The sequence below is a fragment of the Sphingomonas tagetis genome (assembly GCF_024211275.1).
Classification (GTDB): Bacteria; Pseudomonadota; Alphaproteobacteria; order Sphingomonadales; family Sphingomonadaceae; genus Sphingomonas; species Sphingomonas tagetis.
In genome coordinates this window covers 36791-61868 of the sequence record NZ_JAMLDX010000003.1, presented here as the reverse complement: position 1 = coordinate 61868, position 25078 = coordinate 36791, and the positions used below count along the sequence as shown (strand labels likewise).

General features: G+C 66.0%; 27 protein-coding genes. 14 read left to right on the top strand and 13 right to left on the bottom strand.

Features of this window, described 5'->3' with window-relative positions:
- Nucleotides 1-74: 74 nt before the first annotated feature.
- Nucleotides 75-560 (top strand): DUF2721 domain-containing protein, encoded by a 486-nt coding sequence (locus tag M9978_RS05010; RefSeq protein ID WP_254291880.1) that lies wholly within the window; start codon nt 75-77, stop codon nt 558-560.
- Between the two features lie 148 nt (nt 561-708).
- Here the strand turns inward: M9978_RS05010 and M9978_RS05005 are convergent, their stop codons facing one another.
- Nucleotides 709-1320, bottom strand: coding sequence for a hypothetical protein (locus tag M9978_RS05005; protein ID WP_254291879.1), 612 nt, complete (start codon nt 1318-1320; stop codon nt 709-711).
- A gap of 309 nt (nt 1321-1629) precedes the next feature.
- On the opposite strand from M9978_RS05005, the gene M9978_RS05000 reads away from it, so the two are divergent.
- Entirely contained in the window at nt 1630-1980 is a 351-nt protein-coding gene (locus M9978_RS05000; protein WP_254291878.1) for a GIY-YIG nuclease family protein, read from the top strand.
- Nucleotides 1981-2002: 22 nt separating this feature from the next.
- On the opposite strand, the gene M9978_RS04995 is transcribed toward M9978_RS05000, so the two are convergent.
- From M9978_RS04995 to M9978_RS04975, 5 genes are read right to left on the bottom strand one after another with little or no spacing between them, the layout of a single operon-like run.
- Nucleotides 2003-2515, bottom strand: coding sequence for a DUF6680 family protein (locus tag M9978_RS04995; protein ID WP_254291877.1), 513 nt, complete (start codon nt 2513-2515; stop codon nt 2003-2005).
- Nucleotides 2512-3561 carry a ribonucleotide-diphosphate reductase subunit beta gene (locus M9978_RS04990; protein WP_254291876.1) on the bottom strand — a complete coding sequence of 350 codons (1050 nt, stop codon included), beginning with the start codon at nt 3559-3561 and terminating at the stop codon, nt 2512-2514. The genes M9978_RS04995 and M9978_RS04990 overlap by 4 nt, the downstream gene beginning before the upstream one ends.
- 22 nt (nt 3562-3583) lie before the next feature.
- Nucleotides 3584-3769 (bottom strand): hypothetical protein, encoded by a 186-nt coding sequence (locus M9978_RS04985; protein ID WP_254291875.1) that lies wholly within the window; start codon nt 3767-3769, stop codon nt 3584-3586.
- Nucleotides 3766-4068 carry a hypothetical protein gene (locus tag M9978_RS04980; RefSeq protein WP_254291874.1) on the bottom strand — a complete coding sequence of 101 codons (303 nt, stop codon included), beginning with the start codon at nt 4066-4068 and terminating at the stop codon, nt 3766-3768. Before M9978_RS04980 ends, M9978_RS04985 begins: the two co-directional genes overlap by 4 nt.
- Nucleotides 4069-4114: 46 nt before the next feature.
- Complete coding sequence (locus tag M9978_RS04975; protein WP_254291873.1) at nt 4115-6040, bottom strand: ribonucleoside-diphosphate reductase subunit alpha; 1926 nt, start codon at nt 6038-6040, stop codon at nt 4115-4117.
- Between the two features lie 584 nt (nt 6041-6624).
- Between M9978_RS04975 and M9978_RS04970 the strand changes: the two genes are divergently transcribed.
- On the top strand, nt 6625-6963 hold the full coding sequence (locus tag M9978_RS04970; RefSeq protein ID WP_254291872.1) for a hypothetical protein: 339 nt from the start codon (nt 6625-6627) through the stop codon (nt 6961-6963).
- 101 nt (nt 6964-7064) lie between these two features.
- On the opposite strand, the gene M9978_RS04965 is transcribed toward M9978_RS04970, so the two are convergent.
- A complete protein-coding gene (locus M9978_RS04965) occupies nt 7065-7640 on the bottom strand; it encodes a thermonuclease family protein (protein WP_254291871.1) in 576 nt (191 codons plus the stop codon).
- Between the two features lie 241 nt (nt 7641-7881).
- Here M9978_RS04965 and M9978_RS04960 point away from each other — a divergent pair, with 241 nt between their 5' ends.
- Nucleotides 7882-8067, top strand: coding sequence for a hypothetical protein (locus M9978_RS04960; protein ID WP_254291870.1), 186 nt, complete (start codon nt 7882-7884; stop codon nt 8065-8067).
- Between the two features lie 116 nt (nt 8068-8183).
- On the opposite strand, the gene clpS is transcribed toward M9978_RS04960, so the two are convergent.
- On the bottom strand, nt 8184-8507 hold the full coding sequence (clpS, locus tag M9978_RS04955; protein ID WP_254292164.1) for an ATP-dependent Clp protease adapter ClpS: 324 nt from the start codon (nt 8505-8507) through the stop codon (nt 8184-8186).
- A 176-nt stretch (nt 8508-8683) separates the two neighbouring features.
- Between clpS and M9978_RS04950 the strand changes: the two genes are divergently transcribed.
- The 3 genes from M9978_RS04950 to arsC are packed head-to-tail and all read left to right on the top strand — an operon-like array spanning nt 8684 to nt 10091.
- On the top strand, nt 8684-9025 hold the full coding sequence (locus M9978_RS04950; RefSeq protein ID WP_254291869.1) for an ArsR/SmtB family transcription factor: 342 nt from the start codon (nt 8684-8686) through the stop codon (nt 9023-9025).
- Nucleotides 9022-9687, top strand: coding sequence for an aquaporin (locus tag M9978_RS04945; RefSeq protein ID WP_254291868.1), 666 nt, complete (start codon nt 9022-9024; stop codon nt 9685-9687). Before M9978_RS04950 ends, M9978_RS04945 begins: the two co-directional genes overlap by 4 nt.
- Nucleotides 9684-10091, top strand: coding sequence for an arsenate reductase (glutaredoxin) (gene arsC, locus M9978_RS04940; RefSeq protein ID WP_254291867.1), 408 nt, complete (start codon nt 9684-9686; stop codon nt 10089-10091). Before M9978_RS04945 ends, arsC begins: the two co-directional genes overlap by 4 nt.
- Nucleotides 10092-10163: 72 nt before the next feature.
- On the opposite strand, the gene M9978_RS04935 is transcribed toward arsC, so the two are convergent.
- Nucleotides 10164-10982 (bottom strand): phasin family protein, encoded by an 819-nt coding sequence (locus M9978_RS04935; RefSeq protein ID WP_254291866.1) that lies wholly within the window; start codon nt 10980-10982, stop codon nt 10164-10166.
- 93 nt (nt 10983-11075) lie between these two features.
- Nucleotides 11076-12758, bottom strand: a complete 1683-nt coding sequence (locus M9978_RS04930) for a PHA/PHB synthase family protein (RefSeq protein WP_254292163.1) — start codon at nt 12756-12758, stop codon at nt 11076-11078.
- Nucleotides 12759-13067: 309 nt separating this feature from the next.
- Here M9978_RS04930 and M9978_RS04925 point away from each other — a divergent pair, with 309 nt between their 5' ends.
- On the top strand, nt 13068-14273 hold the full coding sequence (locus M9978_RS04925; RefSeq protein ID WP_254291865.1) for an LL-diaminopimelate aminotransferase: 1206 nt from the start codon (nt 13068-13070) through the stop codon (nt 14271-14273).
- Nucleotides 14274-14333: 60 nt separating this feature from the next.
- A complete protein-coding gene (locus M9978_RS04920; protein WP_254291864.1) occupies nt 14334-16106 on the top strand; it encodes a sensor domain-containing diguanylate cyclase in 1773 nt (590 codons plus the stop codon).
- Here M9978_RS04920 and M9978_RS04915 read toward each other — a convergent pair whose 3' ends face one another.
- Complete coding sequence (locus M9978_RS04915) at nt 16107-16601, bottom strand: winged helix-turn-helix transcriptional regulator (RefSeq protein WP_254291863.1); 495 nt, start codon at nt 16599-16601, stop codon at nt 16107-16109.
- Nucleotides 16602-16782: 181 nt separating this feature from the next.
- Here M9978_RS04915 and M9978_RS04910 point away from each other — a divergent pair, with 181 nt between their 5' ends.
- The 5 genes from M9978_RS04910 to dacB all read left to right on the top strand — a co-directional run bounded on the left by M9978_RS04910 (nt 16783) and on the right by dacB (nt 23917).
- Nucleotides 16783-17094: a CC_3452 family protein gene (locus M9978_RS04910; protein WP_254291862.1), complete on the top strand. Its 312-nt coding sequence runs from the start codon at nt 16783-16785 to the stop codon at nt 17092-17094.
- A gap of 101 nt (nt 17095-17195) precedes the next feature.
- Entirely contained in the window at nt 17196-19286 is a 2091-nt protein-coding gene (locus tag M9978_RS04905) for a RelA/SpoT family protein (RefSeq protein WP_254291861.1), read from the top strand.
- A 78-nt stretch (nt 19287-19364) separates the two neighbouring features.
- The gene (locus tag M9978_RS04900; protein ID WP_254291860.1) at nt 19365-21182 is read left to right on the top strand and encodes a DUF885 domain-containing protein; all 1818 of its coding nucleotides are present in this window, start codon (nt 19365-19367) and stop codon (nt 21180-21182) included.
- Nucleotides 21183-21425: 243 nt separating this feature from the next.
- Entirely contained in the window at nt 21426-22535 is a 1110-nt protein-coding gene (locus M9978_RS04895) for a glycosyltransferase family 2 protein (protein WP_254291859.1), read from the top strand.
- A complete protein-coding gene (dacB, locus tag M9978_RS04890) occupies nt 22532-23917 on the top strand; it encodes a D-alanyl-D-alanine carboxypeptidase/D-alanyl-D-alanine endopeptidase (protein WP_254292162.1) in 1386 nt (461 codons plus the stop codon). The genes M9978_RS04895 and dacB overlap by 4 nt, the downstream gene beginning before the upstream one ends.
- Here dacB and M9978_RS04885 read toward each other — a convergent pair.
- Both M9978_RS04885 and M9978_RS04880 read right to left on the bottom strand, forming a co-directional pair.
- On the bottom strand, nt 23914-24645 hold the full coding sequence (locus M9978_RS04885; protein ID WP_254291858.1) for a class I SAM-dependent methyltransferase: 732 nt from the start codon (nt 24643-24645) through the stop codon (nt 23914-23916). The genes dacB and M9978_RS04885 overlap by 4 nt on opposite strands.
- On the bottom strand, nt 24646-25071 hold the full coding sequence (locus M9978_RS04880) for a GtrA family protein (protein WP_254291857.1): 426 nt from the start codon (nt 25069-25071) through the stop codon (nt 24646-24648).
- Between the last annotated feature and the right edge of the window lie 7 nt (nt 25072-25078).

The window sequence follows — 25078 nt, the reverse complement described above, 5'->3', positions numbered from 1 at the left end:
CCAAGCGGTGGCTGTGGACGGGACCGCAACAATCGGCCTTGGCGGCGTGGCCATCGCTGGCATAAGCTTGGGTCATGGCACCCATGCTCCAGACCGTCGCGGCGACGATCCAGGTTTCGATCGCGCCGGTGTTCCTGCTCGCGGGCCTCGCCGGCATCCTCAACGTGCTGGTCGGGCGGATGGCGCGGGTGGTCGATCGCGCGCGGCAGATCGAGAAATTGCACCCGCTCTCGACCGGCAAGGAACATGACCGGCATGTGTGGGAGCTGCGGCTGATCGACCGGCGGCTGTCGGTGATCAACACCTCGATCGCGCTGTGCGTGAGCAGCGCGGTGGCGATCTGTCTGGTGGTGGCGCTGATGTTCGTCGCCGAGCTGGTCCATCTCGACATTGGCGGCTGGGTTGCGGGCGCGTTCATCGTCTCGATGCTGTTGCTCACCGCGGGACTGATCGCGTTCATGTTCGAGATTCGCCTGTCGATGCGCGCGGTGCATGTGCGCGAGGAGCTGCTGGAGCTGGACGAAAAGGCGCGACGCATGGGGTGGCTGCGGCGGGAGTGAGCTGGGCGTGCGGCTCCAGCGCGCTCGCCTGCGCGGCCGCCACGCCAGTAGCCTATGGGTGGCCGGGTGGGGGAGCGGGCTGGAGCCGCCCCGGTTCGGCTGCGCCGAACCGGCAAATCGAGCTGAAAAGTCACAAAGGTCCCGACCTCTATCGCGAGTCACGGGGGCGGTCGTCGCTCGCGGTGGCGAGGAAGGGCGCGGCGAGGGTTTCGCGCCCCTGACCGAGTGGGATCGCGTCATAGGTGTACGGGCTGAGCCGGTCGATCGGCACCTCGCTGTCGCTGAGCGCGGCGAGGCTGGCGTCGAGCGCGGCGCTGGCCGAGGCGCTCCAGCGCATGATGCCGCTCCAGCGGTCGCCCGCCCCGTTCATATCGACCGCGGCGATGCGGCCGAGCAGGTAGATCAGCAATTTGTCGGAGGGCTGGCGGATTTCGCCAACCAGCTCGCCATCCTTCCACATCTCGCGCACGCTGCCCTTGATCGCGCGCTCGTAAGCGGTGGTCATCAGCCGCGCGGCGGCGAGCTGGAGCGCCTTGTCCCACGCCGTCGCAAAGGCGCGGCCCTGCGGGTGGTTGCGCAGACGATAGGCCGAACGCGGGGCGATCTGCGCGGCGTGTGCGGCTTCGGAGATGCAGCCGGTTTCGGCGAGGGCCGAGAGGAAGGTGCGCTGGCGCTCGGCGGTCCAGCCGTCGTGGCGGGCGCGGAGGGTGGCTGGGGTGTAGGTGGCGAGCGGGTCGGTGGTGGGTTGGGCGTGTTTCATGGCGTGGCTCCTTGCGGAATGGAGCCAGCGTATTTAACCTAAATGGTTCGTGTAGGAAAATGGGTTTGTAGGTGTGGGGCCGGAGCCGCAGGCGGCATTGCCTGTTGCAAGGGTGGACGCCGGCACAAGGCCGGGGTGACGAAGGAGGAAGGGCCGCGCTCACCCCACTCCCCATCGTCATCCCGGCCCTCGTGCCGGGATCCACCGGGCCACGCATCATGCCCTATCGATTTAACGCAACCACTTCGGCCCCAATCCCGTCACCCCGGCCTTGTGCCGGGGTCCACCGGGCGGCATTTTCCGTCGCCGATGATCGAGCGGACACCCTGCGTCTACATCCTTGCCAACCGCTACAACGGCGCGATCTATGTCGGCGTGACGTCGAACCTGATCGGCCGCATCATCCAGCATCGCGAAGGCGCGTTCGACGGCCACACCAAGAAGTGGGGCATTCACCGTCTGGTCTATTACGAGGCCGGCGGGACGATGGAGTCCGCGATTGCGCGCGAGAAGCAGCTGAAACGCTATCGCCGGGAATGGAAGCGCAACCTGATCGAGCGCGAGAACCCGATGTGGAACGACCTTGCGGTTGGGTTGGGGCTGGAGCCGCTGGCGGTGGTGACGCGCAGCGCCGTGGACCCCGGCACAAGGCCGGGGTGACGATACTTCACTACCTACGCAATCAAAGGCGCCCCTTTGTCACCTCAATTTTCAGCGACCGCTCGCCACGAAAAATTGCACTGGTTTCTGCTCGAAGTGATTGAATAGCTGCTTGTTCATTCGCCCAGCCTGTTGGGGCATACACACGACCGCGAGGATCAAATCCGTTGAGGTCAATCTTTAAGTCACGCGCTAACTTTTGCACCAATTCTATGAAGGCTGTTTCGGCGCGAGCGTAGGCAGCTGTAAGCTGGTCACCACCTTCTGCGAATCCCCTGTCGCCGAGCTTGTCCAACAACATAGTCAGAGCCGACAGTATCTCCGGGCGTCCCGAAAACTCTACCGGTATCATATTGAGGGCACCGACCCATTCTGGATTCAACCAGTTAGCGCGCCACTGCATCAACGATCGAAAAACCGACAATCGGCGCTGATAGGATTGATCCCGGGATTGATACCAAAGGGTTATAGCGACAGCGACAATCGGACCAACTAACGTGGCAACGATAGTAGCTATCGCTGTTGCGCCGTTCATTCCGCCGCCACCGTCCCATCGAACAGTCCGCCCTCGGCCGCATCCTCATTCGCCGCCGGCCCGGCCTTCGCCTTCTGCCGCTTGTCGAACGAATCCCACACCTCGTTCCAGTTGCCCTTGGTCGCGCCCTTCGAATACTCCGTCGCGCGGGTTTCGAAGAAGTTGGCGTGCTCGACACCGTTGAGCAGCGGGGTTAGCCAGGGGAGCGGGTGTTCGTCGATCATGTAGATCGGCTTCAAACCAAGCTGGTTCAAACGCCAGTCGGCGATGAAACGGATATACTTCTTGATCTCCTTGGGCGTCATGCCGGGGACCGGGCCTTGTTCGAAGGCGAGGTCGATGAACGCGTCCTCGAGCCGGACCGTGGTCTGGCAGACGTCCATGATGTCGTCCTTGACCGCCTTGGTCAGGCAGTCGCGCTCCTTGACGAAGGCGTGGAACAGGCGGGTGATGCCCTCGCAGTGGAGCGATTCATCGCGGACCGACCAGCTGACGATCTGGCCCATGCCCTTCATCTTGTTGAAGCGCGGGAAGTTCATCAGCATCGCGAAGCTGGCGAAGAGCTGAAGCCCCTCGGTAAAGCCGCCGAACATGGCGAGCGTGCGCGCGATATCCTCGTCGGTGTCGACGGTGAACTTCTGAAGATAGTCGTGCTTGTCCTTCATCTCGCTATATTCGAGGAACATGCCGTACTCGCTCTCGGGCATGCCGATCGTGTCGAGCAGGTGGCTGTAGGCGGCGATGTGCACCGTCTCCATGTTGGAGAAGGCGGCGAGCATCATCTTGATCTCGGTCGGCTTGAACACGCGGCCATATTTTTCGTGGTAGCAATCCTGCACTTCCACATCGGCCTGGGTGAAGAAGCGGAAGATCTGCGTGAGCAGGTTGCGCTCGTGATCGGTGAGCTTCTGCGCCCAGTCGCGGCAATCCTCGCCCAGCGGCACCTCTTCGGGCAGCCAGTGGACCTGCTGCTGGCGCTTCCAGAACTCATAGGCCCAGGGATATTCGAAGGGCTTGTAGGTCTTGCGGGCTTCGAGAAGTGGCATGGGTGTCGTCCTTGGGCGTAGATCAGTTGGAAACGGTGAACACCAGCGCGAAGCCGGTGAGGAACAGGCCGAGCGCGACCAGCATCATGCCGGCGATGCGCAACGGGTAAGCGGTTTCGGGCCGCGCCGGGCGGCGGCGCAGCAGGGTGGCGCCGGCGATGCCGCTGGCGACGCCGATTGTGGCCTGGATGGCGAGCGCTCTCGTCATTCGCGGACCTTCACCACTTTCTCGCGCACCACGACCTTCTTGCCGCGCCAGGCACCGCCGCCGAACACGACGATGCCGAGGAAGAAGCCGAAATCATACCAGCCGCCATTGTTGGGCACGGCATAGACCGCGACATCAGGCATGAAGATCGAGAACACCCAGGCGACCGGGAAGATGAAGCCGTGCCACAGGCCATAGAGGAAGCCCGGCGCGGTCGGGGCGACCGCGGTCGACACCTGCTGCGCACAGGCGGCGAGCGCGACGAACGCGCCGAGCGGGAGGAGCCTGAGATAGGTCATGCGACGGTCTCCTTCGGCCCGCTCCCGCCCGGGAGAAGGCATCACCTCACTGGCAGGCGAGGCATTCGTCATAATCGGTGCTCTCACCGAGGTTGAACTGCGGCGCGTCGATCGTGTTGTCGGCTTCCACGCCGCCCGCAAAGCCGGCGCGCTGCACCGACTTGGAGCGGAGATAATAGAGCGACTTGATGCCGAGTTCCCACGCGCGGAAGTGGAGCATCAGCAGGTCCCACTTCTCGACATCGGCCGGGATGAACAGGTTCAGCGACTGTGCCTGGTCGATATAGGGCGCGCGGTCGCCGGCAAGCTCGAGCAGCCAGCGCTGGTCGATCTCGAAGCTGGTCTTGTAGCAGTCCTTTTCCTCGGCCGAGAGGAAGTCGAGATGCTGGACGCTGCCGCCGCGCTCGAGGATCGAGTTCCACACCGTGTCGGCGTTCTTCGACTTCTCGATGAAGATCTTCTCGAGATACGGGTTCTTGACCGAGAAGCTGCCCGAGAGCGTCTTGTGCGTGTAGATGTTGGCCGGGATCGGCTCGATGCACGCCGAGGTGCCGCCGCAGATGATGCTGATCGACGCGGTCGGCGCGATCGCCATCTTGCAGCTGAAGCGCTCCATCACCCCCATGTCGGCGGCGTCGGGGCACGGCCCGCGCTCGATCGCGAGCTGCATCGAGGCTTCGTCGACCTGCGCCTTGATGTGCTTGAAGATGCGCAGATTGTGCGTCTTGGCCATCGCGCCTTCGAACGGCAGCCCGCGCGCCTGCAGGAAGGAGTGGAAGCCCATGACGCCGAGGCCGACGCTGCGCTCGCGCGCGGCGGAATAGGCGGCCTTCTCCATGCCCGGCTCGGCGCGATCGATATAGTCCTGAAGGACGTTGTCGAGGAAGCGCATGACGTCCTCGATAAAGCCCTTCTCGCCCTTCCACTCGTCCCAGGTTTCGAGGTTGAGCGAGGAGAGGCAGCAGACCGCGGTGCGCTCGTTGCCGAGATGGTCCTTGCCCGTGGGCAGCGTGATCTCGCTGCACAGGTTCGAGGTCGAGACCTTGAGGCCCAGATCGCGGTGATGCTTGGGCATGTTGTTGTTCACGTGATCGGCGAACACGATGTACGGCTCGCCGGTCGCAAGGCGGGTCTCGACCAGCTTCTGGAACAGCGCGCGGGCATTGACCTTGCCGCGCTCCGACTGGTCCTTGGGGCTGCGCAGCGTCCATTCCTCGCCGTTGCGCACCGCCTCCATGAAGGCGTCGGGAATCAGCACGCCGTGGTGGAGGTTCAGCGCCTTGCGGTTGAAGTCGCCCGAGGGCTTGCGGATTTCGAGGAACTCCTCGATCTCCGGATGCGAGATGTCGAGATAGCAGGCGGCCGAGCCGCGGCGCAGCGAGCCCTGCGAGATGGCGAGCGTGAGCGAATCCATGACGCGCACGAACGGGATGATACCCGAGGTCTTGCCGTTGAGGCCGACCGGCTCGCCGATGCCGCGGACATTGCCCCAATAGGTGCCGATGCCGCCGCCGCGCGAGGCGAGCCAGACATTCTCGTTCCAGGTGTCGACGATGCCGTTCAAGCTGTCGGGCACCGAGTTGAGGAAGCACGAGATCGGCAGACCCCGGCCGGTGCCGCCGTTCGAGAGCACGGGCGTCGCCGGCATGAACCACAGCCGCGAGATATAGTCGTAGATGCGCTGGGCGTGCGCGGCATCGTCGGCATAGGCCGAGGCGACGCGGACGAACAGATCCTGGAAGGTCTCGCCCGGCAGCAGATAGCGGTCCTTGAGCGTATCCTTGCCGAATTCGGTGAGCAGCGCGTCGCGCGAATGATCGACCTCGACCGGGAAGATGCGCGGCGCGACCGTCTTGGTGTCGAGCTTCACCTTCTTCTTCGCCGCCGCCGGCTCCGGCGCGGGCGTGGTTTCGGCGATCACGGCAGTTTCGGTTTCACTCACGCTTGGTTCCTGCTGTTCTCTGAAGTCCATCGTCGCCCCCTCTGCCCGATCCCGGGCACGTCCTGATCACGACTCGGGGGCGCAGCGCGATCATAGCACCGCACGCATGCTGGCGTGAGAACAAAAGATGTCCATTCACCCCCTCCAGGCAGCAGCGGGCTCACGCCGCGATATGGGATCGCGGCTGGCATTCCACCAGTGCTTGGGTTTGTCCCCCTGTGTGACCACTAGAGATTGTGTCAGAACGGACGACGGCGCAAGACAGTAAATGAAAGTTTGAAGACTCGGTTCGTCGCTGATTTGACTCGGCTCATGGCACGTCAGTCAGCCGGACAAGGCCGCGACGCGCGGACCTTCCTCGCCTTTTCAGAAGGCAAGAGAACGAACGCGGAACTGCAAAAATTTCTATCCCCGGATTCATCCACAGAAATCTGAAGGCCGGTTTGGACGCGGCGCCGCTGCCCCGATCGCGAGCGTTCGCTTTGCCCGGTCGCCGCCACGCTTCGCCGCGCGCCATCGCAGGCGGACGCGCGAATCGGCCCCGGCGACGCGGCAACCGCCTCAGCGTCCCGTCCGTTTGAGCCGCCAGGTTCATGGCAATGAGGAGAAAAACCATGAAGACGATTCTAGCCGCAAAGACCCTGGCGCTCGGGGCCGCTTTCGCCGTGCTCGCCACTCCGGCGCTCGCCCGCGACCGCGGCGATCCGGTGTTCGACGACAGCAACTCGCACTGGCTCGACTACAAGACCGATGTCAGCGAGGCCAAGCGCGAGCTGCGCAAGGATCTGGCCGACGCCAAGGACGAAGCCGACCGAGTCGACGCCTATGCCGAATATGAGGCCGAGCTGGCCGATGCCGAAAAGGACTTCCGCAAGGAAATGGCCGAGAAGGGCATCGTCCTTCCGGCGAAGCTGCGTGGCCGGGTGATCATCGAGGACGCCGAGCCGTCGTAACCCTTGCTCAACCTATCCGGGTCCATGTGGCCCGGGGGGCGGGAGCAGCGCCGCGCGGACAGCTTTTCGCGGCCGCTGCTCCCGCTCTTTTCCCTTGCAGATCACAGTTCACACCATCCCGCCCGGCGTCCGCCTTCATAGGGCCGGGCGAGTCCCTCGGCGATCAGCGTGCCGCCGACGCCGCGGCCATCGACCGCAACGAGGCGCAGCTTGCGGCCATAGCGGTCGGCATCGCGGCCCGCCGATTCGAGCGTGACCGCGCCGCCGTTGAGCAACGCATGCAACCGCCGGGTCGCTGCGGCGCCGAGTTCGGCCTCGCGCGGGCAGCGCGCGGGATGCGTCTCGGGCGTGTCGATATCGGCGATGCGGATTTTCTCGCCGCTCATCCAGAAGGTGTCGCCATCGACGACGCAATTGGCGCCGCCCCCGACATGGCAAAAGCCGAAGCTGGCGCGGACTCGCGGGGCAGGTCCGGCAGCCACAGTGGAGACCGCCGGGACCGCGGCCAGCCGCGCGACGGCGGGTGGCGCCGGCGGCTGCGGCGCCAGCGTCCAGGCGAGGCCGCCGGCCGCTCCGGCGACGAGCCCGACCGCCAGCGCCGCCAGGTCGTGACGGCCGAACCGGCGTGAACGCCGCGCACGAACGGGCCGCAGGTCGATCGGATGGTTCATCGTCATGCCTTCATCGCCGCGAACGGTAGCGGGCCTTCGCCGCCCGATCCCCGAGGGACGGGGCGAGATCGGGGGGGCTTGCCGCCATTATGGAGCGAGCGGCAATTAAATCCAATTCGGATGTAATTGCCGCCAAAATGCGCGGAGCGGAAGGCGCAGCTTCGCGCCGGAATTAACCCCGGTGGAATTACTCCGTTTCGGATGTGTTTTTACCCGAAACGGTGACGAACCGCGCTATGCAGCGCGCATGGGGGAACAGGGGCAGGTCATCTTCGTCTGCGCGAGCTGCGCATCGCCGGGCATCACACGCGAGGCGTGGTCGGCCTGGGATGTCGCGTCGCAGAGCTGGCGGCTGTCGGAGCTTTTCGACTATGCCTTTTGCCATCGCTGCCACCGGCGCACGCAGATCGAGGAGCGGACGGCGGAAGGGTGAGCGCGAGGGCAGTGCGATCGGGGAGGGCCGCGGCGCGCATCTGCCGGTAGCATTCGTTCCTCCCTCGGACGGGGAGGAATGAATTTAGGCGATGGTGCGCACCTGAGCGCGGTGCGTCACGCCTTTTCCAGCGTGCATTGCAGCGGGTGCTGATTCTCGCGTGCGAAGTCGATCACTTGCGCGACCTTGGTCTCGGCGACTTCATAGCTGAACACGCCGCACACCCCGACGCCGCGCTGATGGACGTGGAGCATCACCCGCGTCGCCTCCTCCATGTCCATGCGGAAGAAACGCTGGAGAACGAGCACGACGAATTCCATCGGCGTGTAATCGTCGTTGAGCATCAGCACGCGGTACGGCGTCGGCTTCTTGGTCTTGGCGCGCGTGCGCGTGGCGACGCCGGTGGTGGTGCCGGTGTCGTCGTCGCGATCGTCGGACATGGTGATGTTGTGAAGCGGCGCGGTCATGAGGAAGCCAAAAATATGGCAGGGGGGAGTCGAGGGCAAGGGCGGTAACCGTGAATTTCGCGGTCAATGGCGCAGATTCGAGCAACCGCTTGCCGATTCGATAATTCGAGGATAATCGAAATATAGCATTACGCGATGGAGTTGGACCGATGTTGCTGCCCGAAGCCGTCGAGGCGTTGTCGGCGCTGGCCCATGGCCACCGGCTGGCGGTGTTCCGGCTGCTGGTCCGCGCCGGGCCGGACGGGATGGCGGCGGGTGCGATCGCCCGCGAGACCGGCGTGCCGGCCAGCACGCTGTCGACTCACCTCGCGCTGCTGCACCGCGCGCGGCTGATCCAGGCGCGCCGCGCCGGCCGGTCGATCATCTATGCCGCCGATTTCGACGGGATGCGCAAGCTGATGGGGTTTCTCGCCGCCGACTGTTGCGGCGGGCGGCCCGAGATCTGCGCGCCGTTCGTGGCTGCGGCGCAAGACTGTGGCGAGCCGGCATGACCCAGGCGCGCCGCTTTGCCGCCGAAACTGTGGGCACCGCGCTGCTGCTCGCGGTCGTGGTCGGTTCAGGCATCATGGGCGAACGGCTGGCCGGAGGGAATGTCGCCATCGCGCTGCTCGCCAACAGCATCGCGACCGGCGCCGGGCTGGTCGTACTGATCCACATCTTCGGCCCGGTATCGGGCGCGCATTTCAACCCGGCGGTGACGATGATGGCGGCGATCCGCCGCGAACTGCCGCTAGCGGGTGCGATAGCGTACATCGCCGCGCAGTTGGCCGGCGCGGTGGCGGGCGTGTGGATCGCGCATGCGATGTTCGGCGAGCCGGTGCTGCAACTGTCGGATACGCTGCGCGGCGGCCCGGCGCAGGGTTTTTCGGAATTCGTCGCCACCTTCGGGCTGATCGCGACGATCCTCGGCACCGGGCGGTCGCTGCCCGGCTTCACGCCGGTCGCGGTCGGACTCTATATCACTGCCGCCTATTGGTTCACCGCGTCGACCTCGTTCGCCAACCCGGCGGTGACGCTGGCGCGCAGCCTGACCGACAGTTTCGCCGGCATCGCCCTGGTATCGGTGCCGCTGTTCGTCGCCGCGCAACTGGCTGGCGCAATCGCGGCGGTCGGCTTCTTTTCCTGGCTGTTCAAGGCGGAGGCGGCGCGATGACCCGCGATTTTCTAATCACCCTCTATCACAACTCCGAATGCGGCACGTCGCGCAACGCGCTCGCGATGATCGAGGCGGCGGGTTATCGGCCCGAGGTGATCGATTATCGCGCGGCGGGCTGGACGCGGCCGCAACTTCAGGCGCTGTTCGCAGCGATGAACGTGACGCCGCGCGACCTGCTGCGCGAGAAAGGCACGCCGGCCAGCGAACTGGGGCTGCTCGATGAGGGCGTGTCGCACGCCGCGATCCTCGATGCGATGGTGGCGCATCCGATCCTGGTGAACCGCCCGATCGTGGTCACGCCGGTCGGCGCGGCGTTGTGCCGTCCGTCCGAGCGCGTGCTCGAGCTGCTGGAACGACAGCCCGAACGCTTCACAAAGGAAGACGGCGAGGTCGTTCGCTGACGGCGGGTAACAAAAAGGGGCGGCTGCCGCATGGCAACCGCCCCTCCCTGTTCCGGATAACCGGGCCTGAAATCAGGCCGCGGTCTTCACCTTCTCGACCGCGACCGCAAAGCGGCTCGAGATCGGCTGCGCGGCGTCGCCGGCGAGCTTGAGGAAGGCTTCGGTGTTCTTCGAGGTCTCGGCGACGGCCGAGTCGAACGACGAGCGGACATAGTCGCTCTGCAGCTTGAAGAAGTCGGCCGGCGACTTGACCGCCGACAGGCTCTTCAGCGCGGCGGTCGCGCTCTCGAACGACTTGCGGCCATAATCGGCAGCGTCCTGGCCCAGCGTCTCGAAGCCCTTGGCCGCGATCTTACCGCTCTCGACCAGCGCCTCGACATTGCCCTTGGCGAACTCGGTCGCCTCGGCGACGAGCTTGGTGCTCTTCTCGGCCTGCGCCTTCGCCTTTTCGTTGAACTCGGCGAACAGGGCCTGGGTCTTTTCGATCGTGGTTTCCATGATGTCTTTTCCTTGCGTTACGGGTTCCGCCGCCTGCGGGGCGGTCTGTTCGATGATCTCGGTGACGGGGGGAGCGACCTGCTCGACCGTCTCGGCTACGCTGTCCGCCACTACATCGGCGGTTTGAACTGCTTCCTCGGCCACTTCCGCGACGGTTTCCGCCGCGGCTTCGGCCACCGTTTCGATAACGGGCGCCGCCTCGACGACCGCTTCGACCAAAGGCGCGGTTTCGACCACCGGTGCTTCGGTCACGGCCTCGACCACCGGCGGCACCACCGGCGCGGCAACGGGTTCGGGCTTCTTCTCGGCAAACGGCACCGCCACCTTGGGCTTGGGTGCCGCAACCTTACCCGCCGGCTTCTTCACACCGCGTCCGGGAGTCTTGCTGGCCATCGCTTCGTCCTAACGGATATTGTTGCGATGCAGCATATACGCGGCCGGACCGGCCGTTTCAAGTCTTTTTTGTGCAGTGCAACAAAACCGTCATCAGCGCGTGCGGACGTAGCGCCCGGGGGCATCGCCAAGGTCTTGATCATCCTTGGGAATCCGTGCGTCGGCAGCCTTCACACGGCCGCCGTCACGCGCTTCGATCCAGGCCTGCCAGTCAGGCCACCAGCTGCCCTTGGTCTCCACCGCAGCTGCAACAAAATCGTCAAGCGAGGCGGCGGGCGATTCGTTGGTCCAATACTGATATTTGCCCGATGACGGCGGATTGACGACGCCGGCGATATGGCCCGAGCCGGCCAGCACGAAGCGCAGCGGGCCGGCGAAGTGCTCGGTGATCTTCCACACGCTTTTCGGCGGGGCGATGTGATCCTCGCGGCCGGCCTGGATATAGGCTGGGGTCGCGACCTTCGAGAGATCGACCGGAGTGCCGCCGATTTCCAGCGCGCCGGGATCGACCAGCCGGTTGTCGCGATAGAGGTCCGACAGATAGCTCGCATGCCACTTGGCCGGGAGGTTGGTGACGTCCGAATTCCAGTGCAGCAGATCGAACGGCATATAGTCTTCGCCGAGCAGGTAATTGCTCGTCACGTAATTCCAGATGAGGTCGCGGCCGCGCAGCAGGTTGAAGGTCGCCGCCATGTAGCGGCCATCGAGATAGCCGTCGGTGGTGAGCGACTGGATCAGCGCGAGCTGCTCGTCATCGACGAAGACGTTGAGGTCGCCGGCTTCGGAGAAGTCGACCTGCGCGGTGAAGAAGGTGGCGCTGGCGACCTTGTCCGCCTGCCCGCGCGCGGCGAGCACGGCGAGCGTGGCGGCGAGCGTGGTGCCGGCGACGCAATAGCCGATGGTGTGGACGCTCTCGACGCCGAGCAGGTCGCGCACGCTGTCGATCGCGTCGATCTGGCCGCGCTCGACATAATCGTCCCACACCACGTCGGCCATGGTCGCGTCGGCGGACTTCCACGAGACGACGAACACGGTGTGGCCCTGCTCGACCGCCCAGCGGATGAAGCTCTTCTCGGGGGAAAGGTCGAGGATGTAAAAGCGGTTGATCCAGGGCGGGAAGATGATCAGCGGGGTTGCAAATACCGTATCGGTGGTCGGCGAATACTGGATCAGCTCATATAAGGGCGTGCGCTTGACCACCTTGCCGGGGGTGGTGGCGATGTTGGTGCCGACCTCGAACACGCCCTCGCGCGTCTGCGTCATCTGCCCCTTGCCCAGATCCTTGAGCATGTGCTGCAGGCCCTTGAGCAGATTCTCGCCCTTGGTCTCGATCGTGCGTTCGAGGACGAGCGGATTGGTCGCGGGGAAGTTGGACGGACTCATCGCATCGATGAAGCCCTGCGTCGCGAAGCGCAGCTGCGCCGCCTGCTTGGGCTCGAGTCCCTCGACCGCATCGACGCCCTTGAGCAAATGGTTGGCGAGCGTGAGATAGCTCTGGCGGATGAAGTCGAACACCGGCTGCTCGCGCCATTGCGGCGCCTTGAAGCGCTTGTCGCGCGCCTGTTCGGGGGTTTCCTCGAACGGCTCGGCCTGAGCGGGGTCGAGGAAGCGCTGCCACAGCTTCATCGTGTCGGCCCAGAAATCGGTGCCGACGCGCATCGCCGCGGCGGGATCGAATGTCGCCGGCGCCAGCGCCGGGACCGCCGGCGCGGGCGGAACCATCGCGAGCAGATCGAAGCCTTGCTCCATCAGCATCTGCTGCGCGCGGCCGAGCACCCAGGTCCAGTGCTGGAGTTCGCCGAGCGAGGGCGGTGCGTCGGGTGCGGCTTGCGCGGTCGCGGTTTCAGCGCGCGCAGTCCCTGCTTCGGCTTGCGAAGTTCCCGTTTCGGCATGCGCCGATGGCTCCGCTGCGCGGGGTTTCGTCGCGGGTTTACGCGGTTTCGTGCCACCCGCCGCTGCTTTGGGGGCCGCCGTCTTTTTCTTTTCCGCCACGTTCGGCTCTCCCTCTGGCATGCCCGCCACGCCCCTGTATAACGGCGCCGCGCATCCCGCGCGACCACTAGAGGAGCTCTTTCGAGAAAAACGATGTCCGAGGAATTCTACCGCATGAAGCGCCTGCCGCCCTATGTCATCGCCGAAGTCAATGCGATGCGGGCAGCGGCACGTGCAGGCGGCGAGGACATCATCGATCTCGGCATGGGCAATCCCGACCTGCCGCCGCCGCCGCACGTCATCGAGAAACTGTGCGAAGTGGCGCAGAAACCCTCGGCGCACGGCTATTCGCAGTCCAAGGGCATTCCCGGGCTGCGCCGCGCGCAGGCCAATTATTATGGCCGCCGCTTCGGGGTCGATGTCGATCCCGAGACCGAGGTCGTGGTGACGATGGGGTCGAAGGAGGGGCTCGCCAGCCTCGCCACCGCGATCACCGCGCCGGGCGACGTCGTGCTCGCGCCCAACCCGAGCTACCCGATCCACACGTTCGGCTTCATCCTTGCCGGCGCGACGATCCGCGCGGTGCCGACCACGCCCGACGACCATTATTTCGAGAGCCTCGAGCGCGCGATGGCGTTCACCGTGCCGCGGCCGAGCGTGCTGGTGGTCAACTATCCGTCCAACCCGACGGCGGAGACGGTCGGCATCGACTTTTACGAGCGGCTGGTGGCGTGGGCTAAGGAGAACAAGGTCTGGATCATCTCCGACCTCGCTTATTCCGAGCTCTATTTCGACGGCAAGCCGACCGTGTCGATCCTGCAGGTCAAGGGCGCCAAGGACATCGCGATCGAGTTCACCTCGCTTTCCAAGACCTATTCGATGGCGGGCTGGCGGATCGGCTTCGCGGTCGGCAACAAGACGCTGATCGCGGCGATGACGCGGGTGAAGTCGTATCTCGACTATGGCGCGTTCACCCCGGTGCAGGCCGCAGCCTGCGCCGCACTCAATGGCCCGCAGGACATCGTCGAGAAGAACCGCCAGCTCTATCACAAACGCCGCGACGTGCTGGTCGAGAGCTTCGGCCGCGCGGGCTGGGACATCCCCGCCCCGCCCGCCTCGATGTTCGCCTGGGCGCCGCTGCCGCCGGCGCTGGCGCATCTCGGCAGCCTCGAATTCTCCAAGCAGCTGCTGAGCCACGCCAAGGTCGCGGTCGCCCCGGGCGTGGGCTATGGCGAAAATGGCGAAGGCTATGTGCGGATCGCGATGGTCGAGAACGAGCAAAGGCTGCGCCAGGCAGCGCGCAACGTGAAGCGCTACCTCCAGTCGATGGGCGTCAACACGGGCGCCAAGTCGGCCTGACCGGCCGGAACATAAGTTAATGGAAACCGCGCCTTAACCTTGGCGGGTTAGGGATGCTCCATGCACGCCGCCGCGCTGAATCGAAATGGCCTGGGGCTCGTCCTGGGTGTGGCGATCGCCTATTTCCTGTTCGCCGCGGCGGCGATCGCCTTTACGCGGCTGAGCCACAACGTCGCATTGCTGTGGATCGCCAACGCGCCGCTGCTCGCCGCGCTGCTGACTCGGCCGCCGGTCGAGCGACCCTGGCACGTGATCGCCTGTTTCGCCGCGTCGATCGCCGCGACGGTCAGCGTTTCGCCGTACAGCGCGCTCTCGCCGCTGTTCGCGTTCGCCAATATCGGCGAAGCGCTGCTCGCCTATCTGCTGCTGCGGCGTTTCGGCGGGGCGGAGCGGCCGTTCGACGATCTGCGCTCGCTCGCCATCTTCATCGCCGCCGCTGGCATCGCCGCGCCGCTCGTCACCGGCCTCTTGCCGGGCGTGGCGCTATGGGCGTTCCAGGGCACCTCGCCGCTGGTCAGCGGATCGAACTGGCTGGTCGGGCATGGCCTCGGCACGCTGATCGGTACGCCGGTCGCGCTGCTGGCGATCGGCGGCGCGGCGTATCGCGAGCGCTTCGCGCGGCCGCATCAGCCGCTGCGCGTGCTGTGGGTCGCGGCGCTGCTGCTCGGCATCACCGGGCTGTGCTTTGCGCAGGACGGGCTGCCGCTGCTGTTCCTGCCGCTGCTGCCGCTGGTCATCGCCACGATGATCTTCCGCCTCGCCGGCGCCGCGCTTGGCGTGTTCGCGGTCGCGATGATCGGCGCGGTCTTCACCGTGTCAGGGCACGGACCGATCCAGCTGATCGCCGACGGCGAGGCGTTCCACCTGCAATTCTTCCAATTCTATCTCGCCGTGCTGTTCCTCACCGCGATGCCGTTCGCCACGATGATCGCGGAGAAGAACCGGCTCGCCGCCGCCGTCGCGGAGAGCGAGGCGCGCTATCGCCTGATCGCCGAGCACGCCTCGGACGCGGTGATGGTGCTCGACCGGCGCGGTGACGTGCTGTTCGCCTCGCCCGCGGTTCGCGAGATCGGCGGCTACGATCCCGCCAAGATGATCGGGCAGAGCAGCTTTGCGTTCATCAGCGAACCCGACCGCGAGCGCATGCGCGCCGCCCACGCGCACACGCTGGGCGAGCCCGACCGTGTGCACCGCATCGAATTCCGCGCAGTCACCGCCGCGGGCGTGCCGCGCTGGTTCGAATCGACCGCGCGCGCGGTGACCGACGCGCAGGGCGAGGTCACCACGGTCGTGACGATCGTGCGCGACCTCAGCCATCGCAAGGCGCGCGAGGCGGATTTGGAACGGCAGGCGACCACCGATTCGATGACCGGCGTGCTCAACCGCCGCGCCTTCCAGAAGCGGCTGGCCGAAGTCGCGCGCGAGGAGTCCGTCACCGGTGTGCTGGCGCTGCTCGATCTCGACCATTTCAAGCAGGTCAATGACCGCTTCGGCCATGCCGCGGGCGACGCCGCGCTGCTGACCTTCGCCGATGTGATGCGCGGCAAGCTGCGTCAGGAGGACGCGATCGGGCGGCTCGGCGGCGAGGAATTCGCGGTGCTGTTCCCCGGGCTGACCGCCGACGCCGCGCTGGCGGCGTGCGAACGCGTGCGGCAGACGCTGGAGGACACCGAGATCGTCACGCCGCAGGGCAGTTTCCGGATCACGGTTAGCATCGGCCTTGCCGCACTGTGCCCCGGCATGGCGCCCGAGGCGGTGTTCCGCCAGTCCGACGCGGCGCTGTACCGCGCCAAGGCGCTCGGGCGGAACCGCAGCGAGCTGGCGGCGGTGTAATTACTCCGCGGCTTGCGCCGGTGTCTCGCCCGCTACGTCCTCGGGCAGCGACCAGAGCAGGTCGTGCTTGGTCAGCGGGCGACCGTCATGGCTCATCACCTGGACTGGCGCGATGCGGCGGTGGTCGCGGGCATCCACCAGCACCGGCGTCGCCGGCATGCCAGTCTCCCAGCGCTCGCCCCATTGCCGCAATGCCACCATCGTCGGAAGCAGCGCGAAGCCCTTTTCGGTGAGGCGGTATTCGACCTTGCGGCGATCGTCGTCGCAGGTCTGGCGCGCGAGGATGCCGTGATCGACCAGCCGCGCGAGGCGGTTGGCGAGGATGTTGCGCGCGATGCCGAGTTCCGACTGGAACTCCTCGAAATGATAGAGGCCGTTGAACGATCCGCGCAGGATGAGAAAGGACCACCGCTCGCCCATCGCTTCGAGTGCGGCGGGGAGGCTGCAATTGTTCGCCAGCTGGCGAAGCGGCTCGCGCAGTCCGTTGTGACCCATGACCGTCGAACCTATCCTAAATTTCGTGGCGGACAAACAGCTTAAACCTGTCGCAACGCAGCAGTCATGGGGTTGCCTCATGCCTTGCAGCGCAGCAAAGGTTTTCACTTGCAACTGAAACGCTAGCGAGATAAGTAGCGATTCGCAACCTAATGTTGCGCAGTCCCCAGGGAGATTCGTGATGATCCGCTTTGCTCCGCTCGCCGCCGCCGCGATGTCGCTGGTGGCCCTCGCCCCTGCTGCCGCCGTCGCCCAGTCCAGCGGCTATTATGCAGCGACCGCGCTCGAAGCGCCCAAAAAAGCCAGCTTCGTGACGCAGAATACCATCTGGAAGTGCAAGGACGGCGTGTGCGTCGCGCCCCGGTCGCCGAGCCAGGACAAGGTGATGTGCGAGCGCGCCGTCGATCGCATCGGCACGCTGTCGGCGTTCAGCGTCGGCGGCGCCGCGTTCGACGCGGCGACGCTCGAAGCGTGCAACGCGCGCGCCAGGTAAGTTACCCTGACGCCACAGTGAAGCGGGCATCGGCGCCATCGGTGCCCGTTTTGACGTGAAACTTATTGCAAAGCAGCAGGGTCCGGCACCATCTTGGACCGGTGCTGCGTCAATATGAGCTTGTCGATCGGGTCCTGAGCTACGATCCCGACGCCGATGAGGCGCTGCTCAATCGCGCCTATGTCTTTTCGATGCACGCGCATGGCAGCCAGAAGCGAGCCAGCGGCGACCCCTATTTCAGCCATCCGATCGAGGTGGCGGGCATCCTGACCGACCTGCATCTCGACGACGAGACGATCGCCACCGCGATCCTGCACGACACGATCGAGGACACGGTGGCGACGCCCGAGGAGATCCTCGCCAAGTTCGGGCCGAGCGTGGCGCGGCTGGTCGACGGGGTGACCAAGCTCTCCAAGATCGAGGCGCAGACCGAGAGCGAACGCGCAGCGGAGAATCTGCGCAAGTTCCTGCTGGCGATGTCGGACGACATCCGCGTGCTGCTGGTCAAGCTCGCCGACCGGCTGCACAACATGCGCACGCTGCATCACATCCCCAAGCCCGACAAACGGCGGCGGATCGCGCGCGAGACGATGGACATCTATGCCCCGCTCGCCGAGCGGATCGGCATGTACGAGTTCATGAAGGAGATGCAGACGCTCGCCTTCCAGCAGCTCGAACCCGAGGCGTATGAGTCGATCACCAAGCGGCTCGACCAGCTCAAGGTCGAGGGCGAGGACCGCATCGCCAAGATCGGATCGGGGCTGAAGCTGCTGCTGTCGCGCGGCGGGATCGAGGCGGATGTCTCGGGGCGCGAGAAGCACCCTTATTCGATCTGGAAGAAGATGTCGGAGCGGCATGTCAGCTTCGAGCAGCTGTCGGACATCATGGCGTTCCGCGTGATCGTCGGCACCGAGGAGGAATGCTATCGCGCGCTGGGCGTGGTCCACCGCCGCTGGCCGATGGTGCCGGGGCGGTTCAAGGATTACATCTCGACCCCCAAGCGCAACGGCTATCGCTCGCTGCACACCAGCATCATCCATGCCGGCGACACGCGCGTCGAGATCCAGATCCGCACCCAGGCGATGCACGCGCAAGCCGAGTTCGGGCTCGCCGCGCACTGGGCGTACAAGCAGGATGTGGTGCGCCCCGACACGCAGGTGCGCTGGATTCAGGATCTGGTCGAGATCCTCGAAACCGCGGACACCGCCGAGGAGCTGCTCGAACACACCCGCATGGCGATGTATCAGGATCGGATCTTCGCCTTTTCCCCCAAGGGCGAGCTGATCCAGCTGCCCAAGGGCGCGACGCCGATCGACTTCGCCTATGCGGTGCACTCCAATCTCGGCGATCAGGCGGTGGGCGCGAAGATCAACGGGCGCGTGGTGCCGCTGCGCACCGAGATCGCGCAGGGCGATCAGGTGACCATCCTGCGGTCGAAGGCGCAGCATCCGCAGGACAATTGGCTCAATTTCGCGATCACGGGAAAGGCGCGCGCCGCGATCCGACGCCATCTTCGCCACAAGGAACGCGACGAGACGCTGGCGCTCGGCCGCAAGCTCTATGACGATATCGTCCGCCGCTTGCCCGTCGAGATCGGCAAGGAAGCGCAGGGCGCGGCGCTCAAGCGCCTCAAGCTCGACGATGCCGAGGCGCTGCTCGAAGCGATCGCGCGGCAGAAGCTGACCGACGCGCAGGTCATGGAAGCCCTGATGCCGGGATCGACCACGGGGGACGATGCGGTCGAGCTGACCGGGCCGCGCGAGCCGATCTCGATCAAGGGGCTGACGCCGGGGGTGACCTTCACGCTCTCGCCGTGCTGCCACCCGATCCCGGGCGACCGCATCGTCGGCGTGCGCCACCCCGACGCCCCGATTGAGGTGCACCAGATCAGCTGCCCTAAGCTCGATGCGGTCGAGGACGACGACTGGCTCGACATCGGCTGGGGCGACAAGGCCGAGGGCGGCACGGCGCGGATCGCGGTGACGGTGAAGAACGAGCCCGGCGCGCTGGGCGCGGTCGCGACTCTGCTCGGCCAGCACAAGGCGAACATTCTCAACATCCGCTTCGACACGCGCGACACGACCTTCCACACCAACATGATCGACCTCGAAGTGCGCGACGCGGCGCATCTGATGAAGCTGGTGGCGGCTTTGCGCGCAGCGGACGCGGTGAGTTCGGCCGAGCGGGTTTGACGCTCGATATCATCTGAAACTTTCTTGCGCGACGCGGCGGGTGCGCTAGTCTGACAGCACACCTTGAAAGGACGCTGCATGGACCGCCGCATTTTTCTCGCCTCGGGCGCCGCGACTGCCGCGCTGGCGGGCACGCCTGCCCTCGCGCTTCAGGCCAAGCCCGCCGCCGGGCCGGGCGATGCCGGGCTCAACGCGATCTTCAACGACGTGCTGATGAAAGCGATCGCACGCTCGCCCGAGAGCGCCACGCAAATCGGCTTCGACAAGGGAGCGAACGCGGCGGCCAAGGGCAAGCTCGACGACCGGTCGCCCGCCGCCGAAGCCGCGGCGCATGCCGAGACCAAGGCGGGGTTGGCGCGGATCGAAGCGGTCGATCCGGCGACGCTGTCCGAAGGCTCGAAGCTCGACCGCGAGGTCGTGATCTATTCGACCAAGGCGCAATTGTTGCCGCGCGACCGGTTCAAGCTCGATTCGGTGATGCGGCCGTTCGCGATCTTCCAGCAGGGCGGCGTCTATTTCGCGATGCCCGATTTCCTCAACACGACGCACACGATCGCGACCAGGGACGATACCGAGGCGCTGTTGTCGCGGCTGGCTCAGGTCGGACAGGCGCTCGACCACAACACGCGCGAACAGGCCGAGCTCGGCAAGCGCGGCGTGCTCGCGCCCGGCTTCTCGCTCGACCTGACACTCGAGCAAATGGCCAAGCTCCGTGCACCCGCGGCAATCGACAACAGCATGGCCAAGTCGCTGGCACAGCGCACCGCGGCCAAGGGCATCGCCGGCGACTGGGGCTCGCGCGCGGCGAAGATCATCGAGACGTCGCTCTACCCTGCGCTCGACCGGCAGATCGCACTGATCAAGGCGCAGCGGGCAAACGCGCGCAAGACCGCGGGCGTGTGGGACGTGCCGCAGGGCGATGCGATCTACGCCGCCGCGCTGGCGCAGGCGACCACCACCAACTTCACGCCGGATGAAGTGCACAAGATCGGACTAGAGGAAGTCGCCGCGATCAGCGCGCAGCTCGATACCATCCTCAAGGCGCAGGGGCTGACGCAAGGGTCGGTCGGCGCGCGGCTGACCGCGCTCAACCAGCGGCCCGACCAGCTCTGGCCCGACACCGCCGCGGGGCGGACCGAGCTGATCAAGTCGCTCAACGCCGACAATGCCAAGGTGGCGGCGCTGCTGCCGCGCATGTTCACCGATCCGACCAAGGCGCCGCTCGAAATCCGCGCCGTGCCGGTCGAGATTCAGGACGGCGCGTCGAACGGCTATTATCACCGCGCCGCGCTCGATGGCTCGCGCCCGGCGATCTACTGGATCAACCTCAAGAGCGTCGGCGACTGGCCGAAATACACCCTGCCCTCGTTGACCTATCATGAGGGGCTGCCCGGCCATCACCTTCAGATCAGCGCGGCGCAGGCGGCGGAAGGCCCGATGATCCGCAAGTTCAGCTTCTTCGGCGCGTATAGCGAAGGCTGGGCGCTCTATGCCGAGCAGGTCGCCGACGAACTGGGGGCCTATGCCAGCGATCTCGAACGCGCGGGCTACCTCCAGTCCTTCCTGTTCCGCGCGGCGCGGCTGGTGATCGACACCGGCATTCACGCCAAGCGCTGGAGCCGCGAACAGGCGACCGATTACATGGTCGAGACGGTCGGCTTCGCCCGCCCGCGCTCGCAGCGCGAGGTCGAGCGCTATTGCACCCAGCCGGGGCAGGCGTGCAGCTACAAGATCGGGCATACCAGCTGGGTGCGCGCGCGGAAAAAGGCGCAAGCGATTGCCGGGACCAGGTTCGACCTCAAGCGCTTTCACGAGGTGATCCGGCGTGGCGCGGTGCCGCTGACGATTTTGGAGCGGCTGGTGGAAGAGGACGCGCGGAAGGTGGCTGGCGTTTGAGAACATTAAGCCCCTCCCCTTCAGGGGAGGGGCTAAATACAGATCCAATAAAATCGCCCGCCCCGGGGGCTGAGACCGGGGCGGGCTTAGGCGTCGGCACATGGGGTGCCGGAGGGTCGTGGGAACCGTCGAAACCTTCATCGATGAATTGAGAATGATTTGCAATAGCGTATTTTGCAGCCATGGCTCGTCGTGTGAAAAGCCGCATGACCTTTGCCCGGCGGCACGCTAAGGATTCGGCCCATGCAACGTCCAAAGCTGTCGGTCGTCATCCCGTGCTATAACGAGGAAGCCTGCCTCGAAATGCTGCACGGCCGGGTTTCCGCCGCCGCGCGCGCCACGGTCGGCGACGACTATGAGATCGTGCTGGTCAATGACGGCTCGCGCGACGGCAGCTGGGCCGTGATGCAGCGGCTGTCGGCCAGCGATCCGCGGCTGGTCGCGATCAACCTCTCGCGCAACCATGGCCATCAGCTCGCCCTGACCGCCGGACTCGACCTGTGCGCGGGCGAGGAAATCCTGATCATCGACGCCGATCTTCAGGACCCGCCCGAGCTGCTCAGCGACATGCGCGCGACGCTGCGCGAGCAGGGCGCCGATGTGGTCTATGCGGTGCGGCGCAAGCGCGAGGGCGAGACGTTCTTCAAAAAGGTCACCGCCGCCTTCTTCTACCGCATGCTCGATCGTATCACCGACACGCCGATCCCGCTCGACACCGGCGACTTCCGGCTGATGACGCGGCGCGCGCTCGACGCGTTCCTGTCGCTGCCAGAACAGGCGCGCTTCATCCGCGGCATGGTCGCCTGGGTCGGCTTCCGCCAGGTGCCGTTCGTCTATGACCGGCACGAACGCCATGCCGGCGAGACCAAATATCCGCTCGCCAAGATGATCCGCTTCGCGCTCGACGCGGTGACCGGCTTCTCGACCGCGCCGCTGCGCTTTGCCAGTCACGCGGGACTAGCACTGACGGGGCTGTCGGTGCTGCTGTTCCTCTACATCGTCATCGGCTGGTTGATGGGCAGCGCGGTGCAGGGCTGGACCTCGACCATGCTGGTGGTCGTGTTCCTCGGTGCGGTGCAGATGTTCGTGCTGGGGATGATCGGCGAATATCTCGGCCGGCTCTATGTCGAGTCCAAGCGGCGGCCGCTCTATCTGGTCGCCGATGTGGCGGGGCCGGTGAAGGGCCATGCCTCGCTCGGCTATCGCTATGCCGATTCGGGCGAGGTCACCGTGTCGCCGCATGCGCCCGCGCGTGCCGAGCTCGCCGAACCTGACGCGATCAAGGCAAAGGCGCCGCGCCGCAAGCCCGTCGCGAGCGACGCCGAAACGGCCGAACCGCCGACCCTGCTCTGAAGCGCGCGCTCGCCCTTCTCGCGCTGACGCTGGCCGCGCCGCTTTCGGCGCAGCAAACGAACCTGCAACGCCAGGTCGAGGCGACGCTGGCGCAAGCGCCGGCGGGCACGCGGTTCGGGCTGGTCGTCGCCGATGCCAGCGGGCGCGAGATCGTCGCGGTCAATGCAGACCAGCGCTTCATCCCTGCGTCCAATACCAAGATCGTGACCACCGCGCTGGCCTACGCCACGCTCGCCGAACTCGACGCACCCGATGCCGCAGGCGGCGCGAGCGTGCGGCTCGATGGCCGCGACGTGGTGCTGACCGGGCGTGGTGACGCCCGGCTGTCGAGCGCGCCGGGTTGCGTGACCGACTGCCTCGCGCAGCTCGCCGACGCGATCGCGGCGCAGACCCGGCAGGTGCGCGACGTGACCGGCGATGCAGGCTGGTTCCCCGACGAGCGCTGGCCGCTGGGGATGAGCTGGAACAACATTCCGACCCGGTCCGGCACGGCGGTCGCCGCGCTCAGCCTCGACGACAATGAGCTGGCACTGGAAGTGATGCCGGGCAAGCCGGGCGCGGCGCCGGTGCTGCGGCATCTCGGCTATGTCGAGATCGACAATCGCGCGGTGACGGCCGCGGGTGGCAAGACCGACCTCACCATCGACCGCCTGCCGTTCGAGCGGCGCGTGCGGCTCACCGGCACCATCGCCGCCGATGCGCCGCCGCAGATCGTGCGGATGGGGATCGACGATCCGGCGCATTATGCCGCGTGGCGGTTCGCGGCGCTGCTGCGCGAGCGGCGGGTCAAGGTGACGGGCAAGATCGGCTCGCGCTACGACCCGCCGTCACGCGCGCCGGGTGAGTTGGCGCGGCTCGCGCCACCGCCGCTGGCCGAGGATATCCGCACGATCAACAAGGTCAGCCAGAATTTGCACGCCGAACTGCTGTTGCGGCGTGTGTCGCGCGCCACCGGCACGGGCTCGGCGGCGGACGGGATCCGGCAGGCCGAGGCGATGTTCGCCAAGGCGGGTGTACCGCGCACCGCATGGGATTTGTCCGATGGCTCGGGCATGTCGGCCTATAACCGCGTCGCGCCGCGCGGGATGGTGATGCTGCTGCGCTGGATCGCCGCACAGCCGTGGGGCGCGGCGTGGCGCGAGACGCTGCCGGTGGGCGGCATCGACGGCACGCTGGCGCGGCGGTTCAAGGGGACAAGCCTGGAGGGGCGAATCTTCGCCAAGACCGGATCGCTGACCGGCACCAATGCGCTGGCTGGCTATCTGCTGGGCAAGAGCGGGCGGCCGCTAACCTTTGCCGCCTATGCCAATGACGTGCCGGGCAGCGGCAATGCGACGGCGCAGATGGACGCGGCGCTGCTGGCGGTGGCGGACGCCAATTAGGTTTTCGGCTCAGCCACCACGATTAGCGACAGGCCGGGCGGCAGCGGCACGCGGCCGAGCAGATGGCGCTCAAGGCCGAAGATCTTCTCGAACGCCCAGTTGAGCGGTTTGGCGGGCGGCGAATCGTCGCTGTCGTCCTTGCCGCTGAGCTTGCCCGCGAGCCGCGCGGCGACCGCGGCGGGGAATAGCAGCGAGTTGAACCAGCGCAGCTTCGACCAGCTCAGCCCCGCCTTGCGCAGCGCGCCGGTCAGCGTCGCCTTGGAATAGCGGCGCTTGTGGTGGTTCACGACGTCGTGCGCGCTCCACATCCATTGATGCGCGGGGACGGCGATCAGGATCTTGCCGCCGGGCTTGAGCCGCTTCGCCATCGCCTTCAGCGCGGCGACATCGTCATCGATATGCTCGATCACGTCGAGCACGGCGATCAGGTCATATTGGCCCTCGGCGACGCCGGCGAGCTCGGGCAAGGGCGCGCTGCCGACCGGCTTGCCGAGCCGATGGCTGGCGATGGCGCCGGCGGCAGGATCGATCTCGATCGCATCGACTTCGCCGAACGCGCCGAGCATCGGTAGGTTATGTCCCGTGCCGCAGCCGATCTCCAGGATGCGCGCGTCCTGGGGCGGCTGAACATAGCGGGCGATATAATCGGCGAGGATGTCGCGGCGCGCGACGTACCACCAATGGGTGGAATCATGCTCGGCCATGCGGTCGTAAACGATGCGGTCCATTCAGCCGAATACCCATTGCCGGTTGAGCGCGAAAGTGGCGATCGGCGTGATCGTCACGATCGGGATCAGCGGCACCCAGTCGGGATAGTGCATCAGGTCGGCGAGCACCCAGGTGAAGACCGCGTTGAGCGCGAGGCCGACGCCCTGCACGATCAGGAATTTGAGATGCTGGCGCCCGCTGCTGTCGCGCGTGCCATGGCCCTTGAAGCTCCAGCCGCTGTGCAGGAAGAAGCCGCACGTCACCGCGACGGCGAAGGCGAACGGCACCGCGGCAACGGCGAGGTTCGGAAACACCCAGGTCGCAAGCGGCATGTAGACCGCCGCGTAGATCAGCGTCGAGATCACGCCCGCGATACCGAAGCGCACGAGCTGACCGAGCACGCCGCTGCGCTGTAATTCGCCGAAACGCTGGATAAGTGCCGTCACGCCTGTT

What these genes read in the sequence shown, in the direction of transcription:
- M9978_RS05010 (WP_254291880.1), top strand. Translation starts at nt 75, where the DNA reads ATGGCACCCATGCTCCAGACCGTCGCGGCGACGATCCAGGTTTCGATC.
- M9978_RS05005 (WP_254291879.1), bottom strand. Translation starts at nt 1,320, where the DNA reads ATGAAACACGCCCAACCCACCACCGACCCGCTCGCCACCTACACCCCA.
- M9978_RS05000 (WP_254291878.1), top strand. Translation starts at nt 1,630, where the DNA reads ATGATCGAGCGGACACCCTGCGTCTACATCCTTGCCAACCGCTACAAC.
- M9978_RS04995 (WP_254291877.1), bottom strand. Translation starts at nt 2,515, where the DNA reads ATGAACGGCGCAACAGCGATAGCTACTATCGTTGCCACGTTAGTTGGT.
- M9978_RS04990 (WP_254291876.1), bottom strand. Translation starts at nt 3,561, where the DNA reads ATGCCACTTCTCGAAGCCCGCAAGACCTACAAGCCCTTCGAATATCCC.
- M9978_RS04985 (WP_254291875.1), bottom strand. Translation starts at nt 3,769, where the DNA reads ATGACGAGAGCGCTCGCCATCCAGGCCACAATCGGCGTCGCCAGCGGC.
- M9978_RS04980 (WP_254291874.1), bottom strand. Translation starts at nt 4,068, where the DNA reads ATGACCTATCTCAGGCTCCTCCCGCTCGGCGCGTTCGTCGCGCTCGCC.
- M9978_RS04975 (WP_254291873.1), bottom strand. Translation starts at nt 6,040, where the DNA reads ATGGACTTCAGAGAACAGCAGGAACCAAGCGTGAGTGAAACCGAAACT.
- M9978_RS04970 (WP_254291872.1), top strand. Translation starts at nt 6,625, where the DNA reads ATGAAGACGATTCTAGCCGCAAAGACCCTGGCGCTCGGGGCCGCTTTC.
- M9978_RS04965 (WP_254291871.1), bottom strand. Translation starts at nt 7,640, where the DNA reads ATGACGATGAACCATCCGATCGACCTGCGGCCCGTTCGTGCGCGGCGT.
- M9978_RS04960 (WP_254291870.1), top strand. Translation starts at nt 7,882, where the DNA reads ATGGGGGAACAGGGGCAGGTCATCTTCGTCTGCGCGAGCTGCGCATCG.
- clpS (WP_254292164.1), bottom strand. Translation starts at nt 8,507, where the DNA reads ATGTCCGACGATCGCGACGACGACACCGGCACCACCACCGGCGTCGCC.
- M9978_RS04950 (WP_254291869.1), top strand. Translation starts at nt 8,684, where the DNA reads ATGTTGCTGCCCGAAGCCGTCGAGGCGTTGTCGGCGCTGGCCCATGGC.
- M9978_RS04945 (WP_254291868.1), top strand. Translation starts at nt 9,022, where the DNA reads ATGACCCAGGCGCGCCGCTTTGCCGCCGAAACTGTGGGCACCGCGCTG.
- arsC (WP_254291867.1), top strand. Translation starts at nt 9,684, where the DNA reads ATGACCCGCGATTTTCTAATCACCCTCTATCACAACTCCGAATGCGGC.
- M9978_RS04935 (WP_254291866.1), bottom strand. Translation starts at nt 10,982, where the DNA reads ATGGCCAGCAAGACTCCCGGACGCGGTGTGAAGAAGCCGGCGGGTAAG.
- M9978_RS04925 (WP_254291865.1), top strand. Translation starts at nt 13,068, where the DNA reads ATGTCCGAGGAATTCTACCGCATGAAGCGCCTGCCGCCCTATGTCATC.
- M9978_RS04920 (WP_254291864.1), top strand. Translation starts at nt 14,334, where the DNA reads ATGCACGCCGCCGCGCTGAATCGAAATGGCCTGGGGCTCGTCCTGGGT.
- M9978_RS04915 (WP_254291863.1), bottom strand. Translation starts at nt 16,601, where the DNA reads ATGGGTCACAACGGACTGCGCGAGCCGCTTCGCCAGCTGGCGAACAAT.
- M9978_RS04910 (WP_254291862.1), top strand. Translation starts at nt 16,783, where the DNA reads ATGATCCGCTTTGCTCCGCTCGCCGCCGCCGCGATGTCGCTGGTGGCC.
- M9978_RS04900 (WP_254291860.1), top strand. Translation starts at nt 19,365, where the DNA reads ATGGACCGCCGCATTTTTCTCGCCTCGGGCGCCGCGACTGCCGCGCTG.
- M9978_RS04895 (WP_254291859.1), top strand. Translation starts at nt 21,426, where the DNA reads ATGCAACGTCCAAAGCTGTCGGTCGTCATCCCGTGCTATAACGAGGAA.
- M9978_RS04885 (WP_254291858.1), bottom strand. Translation starts at nt 24,645, where the DNA reads ATGGACCGCATCGTTTACGACCGCATGGCCGAGCATGATTCCACCCAT.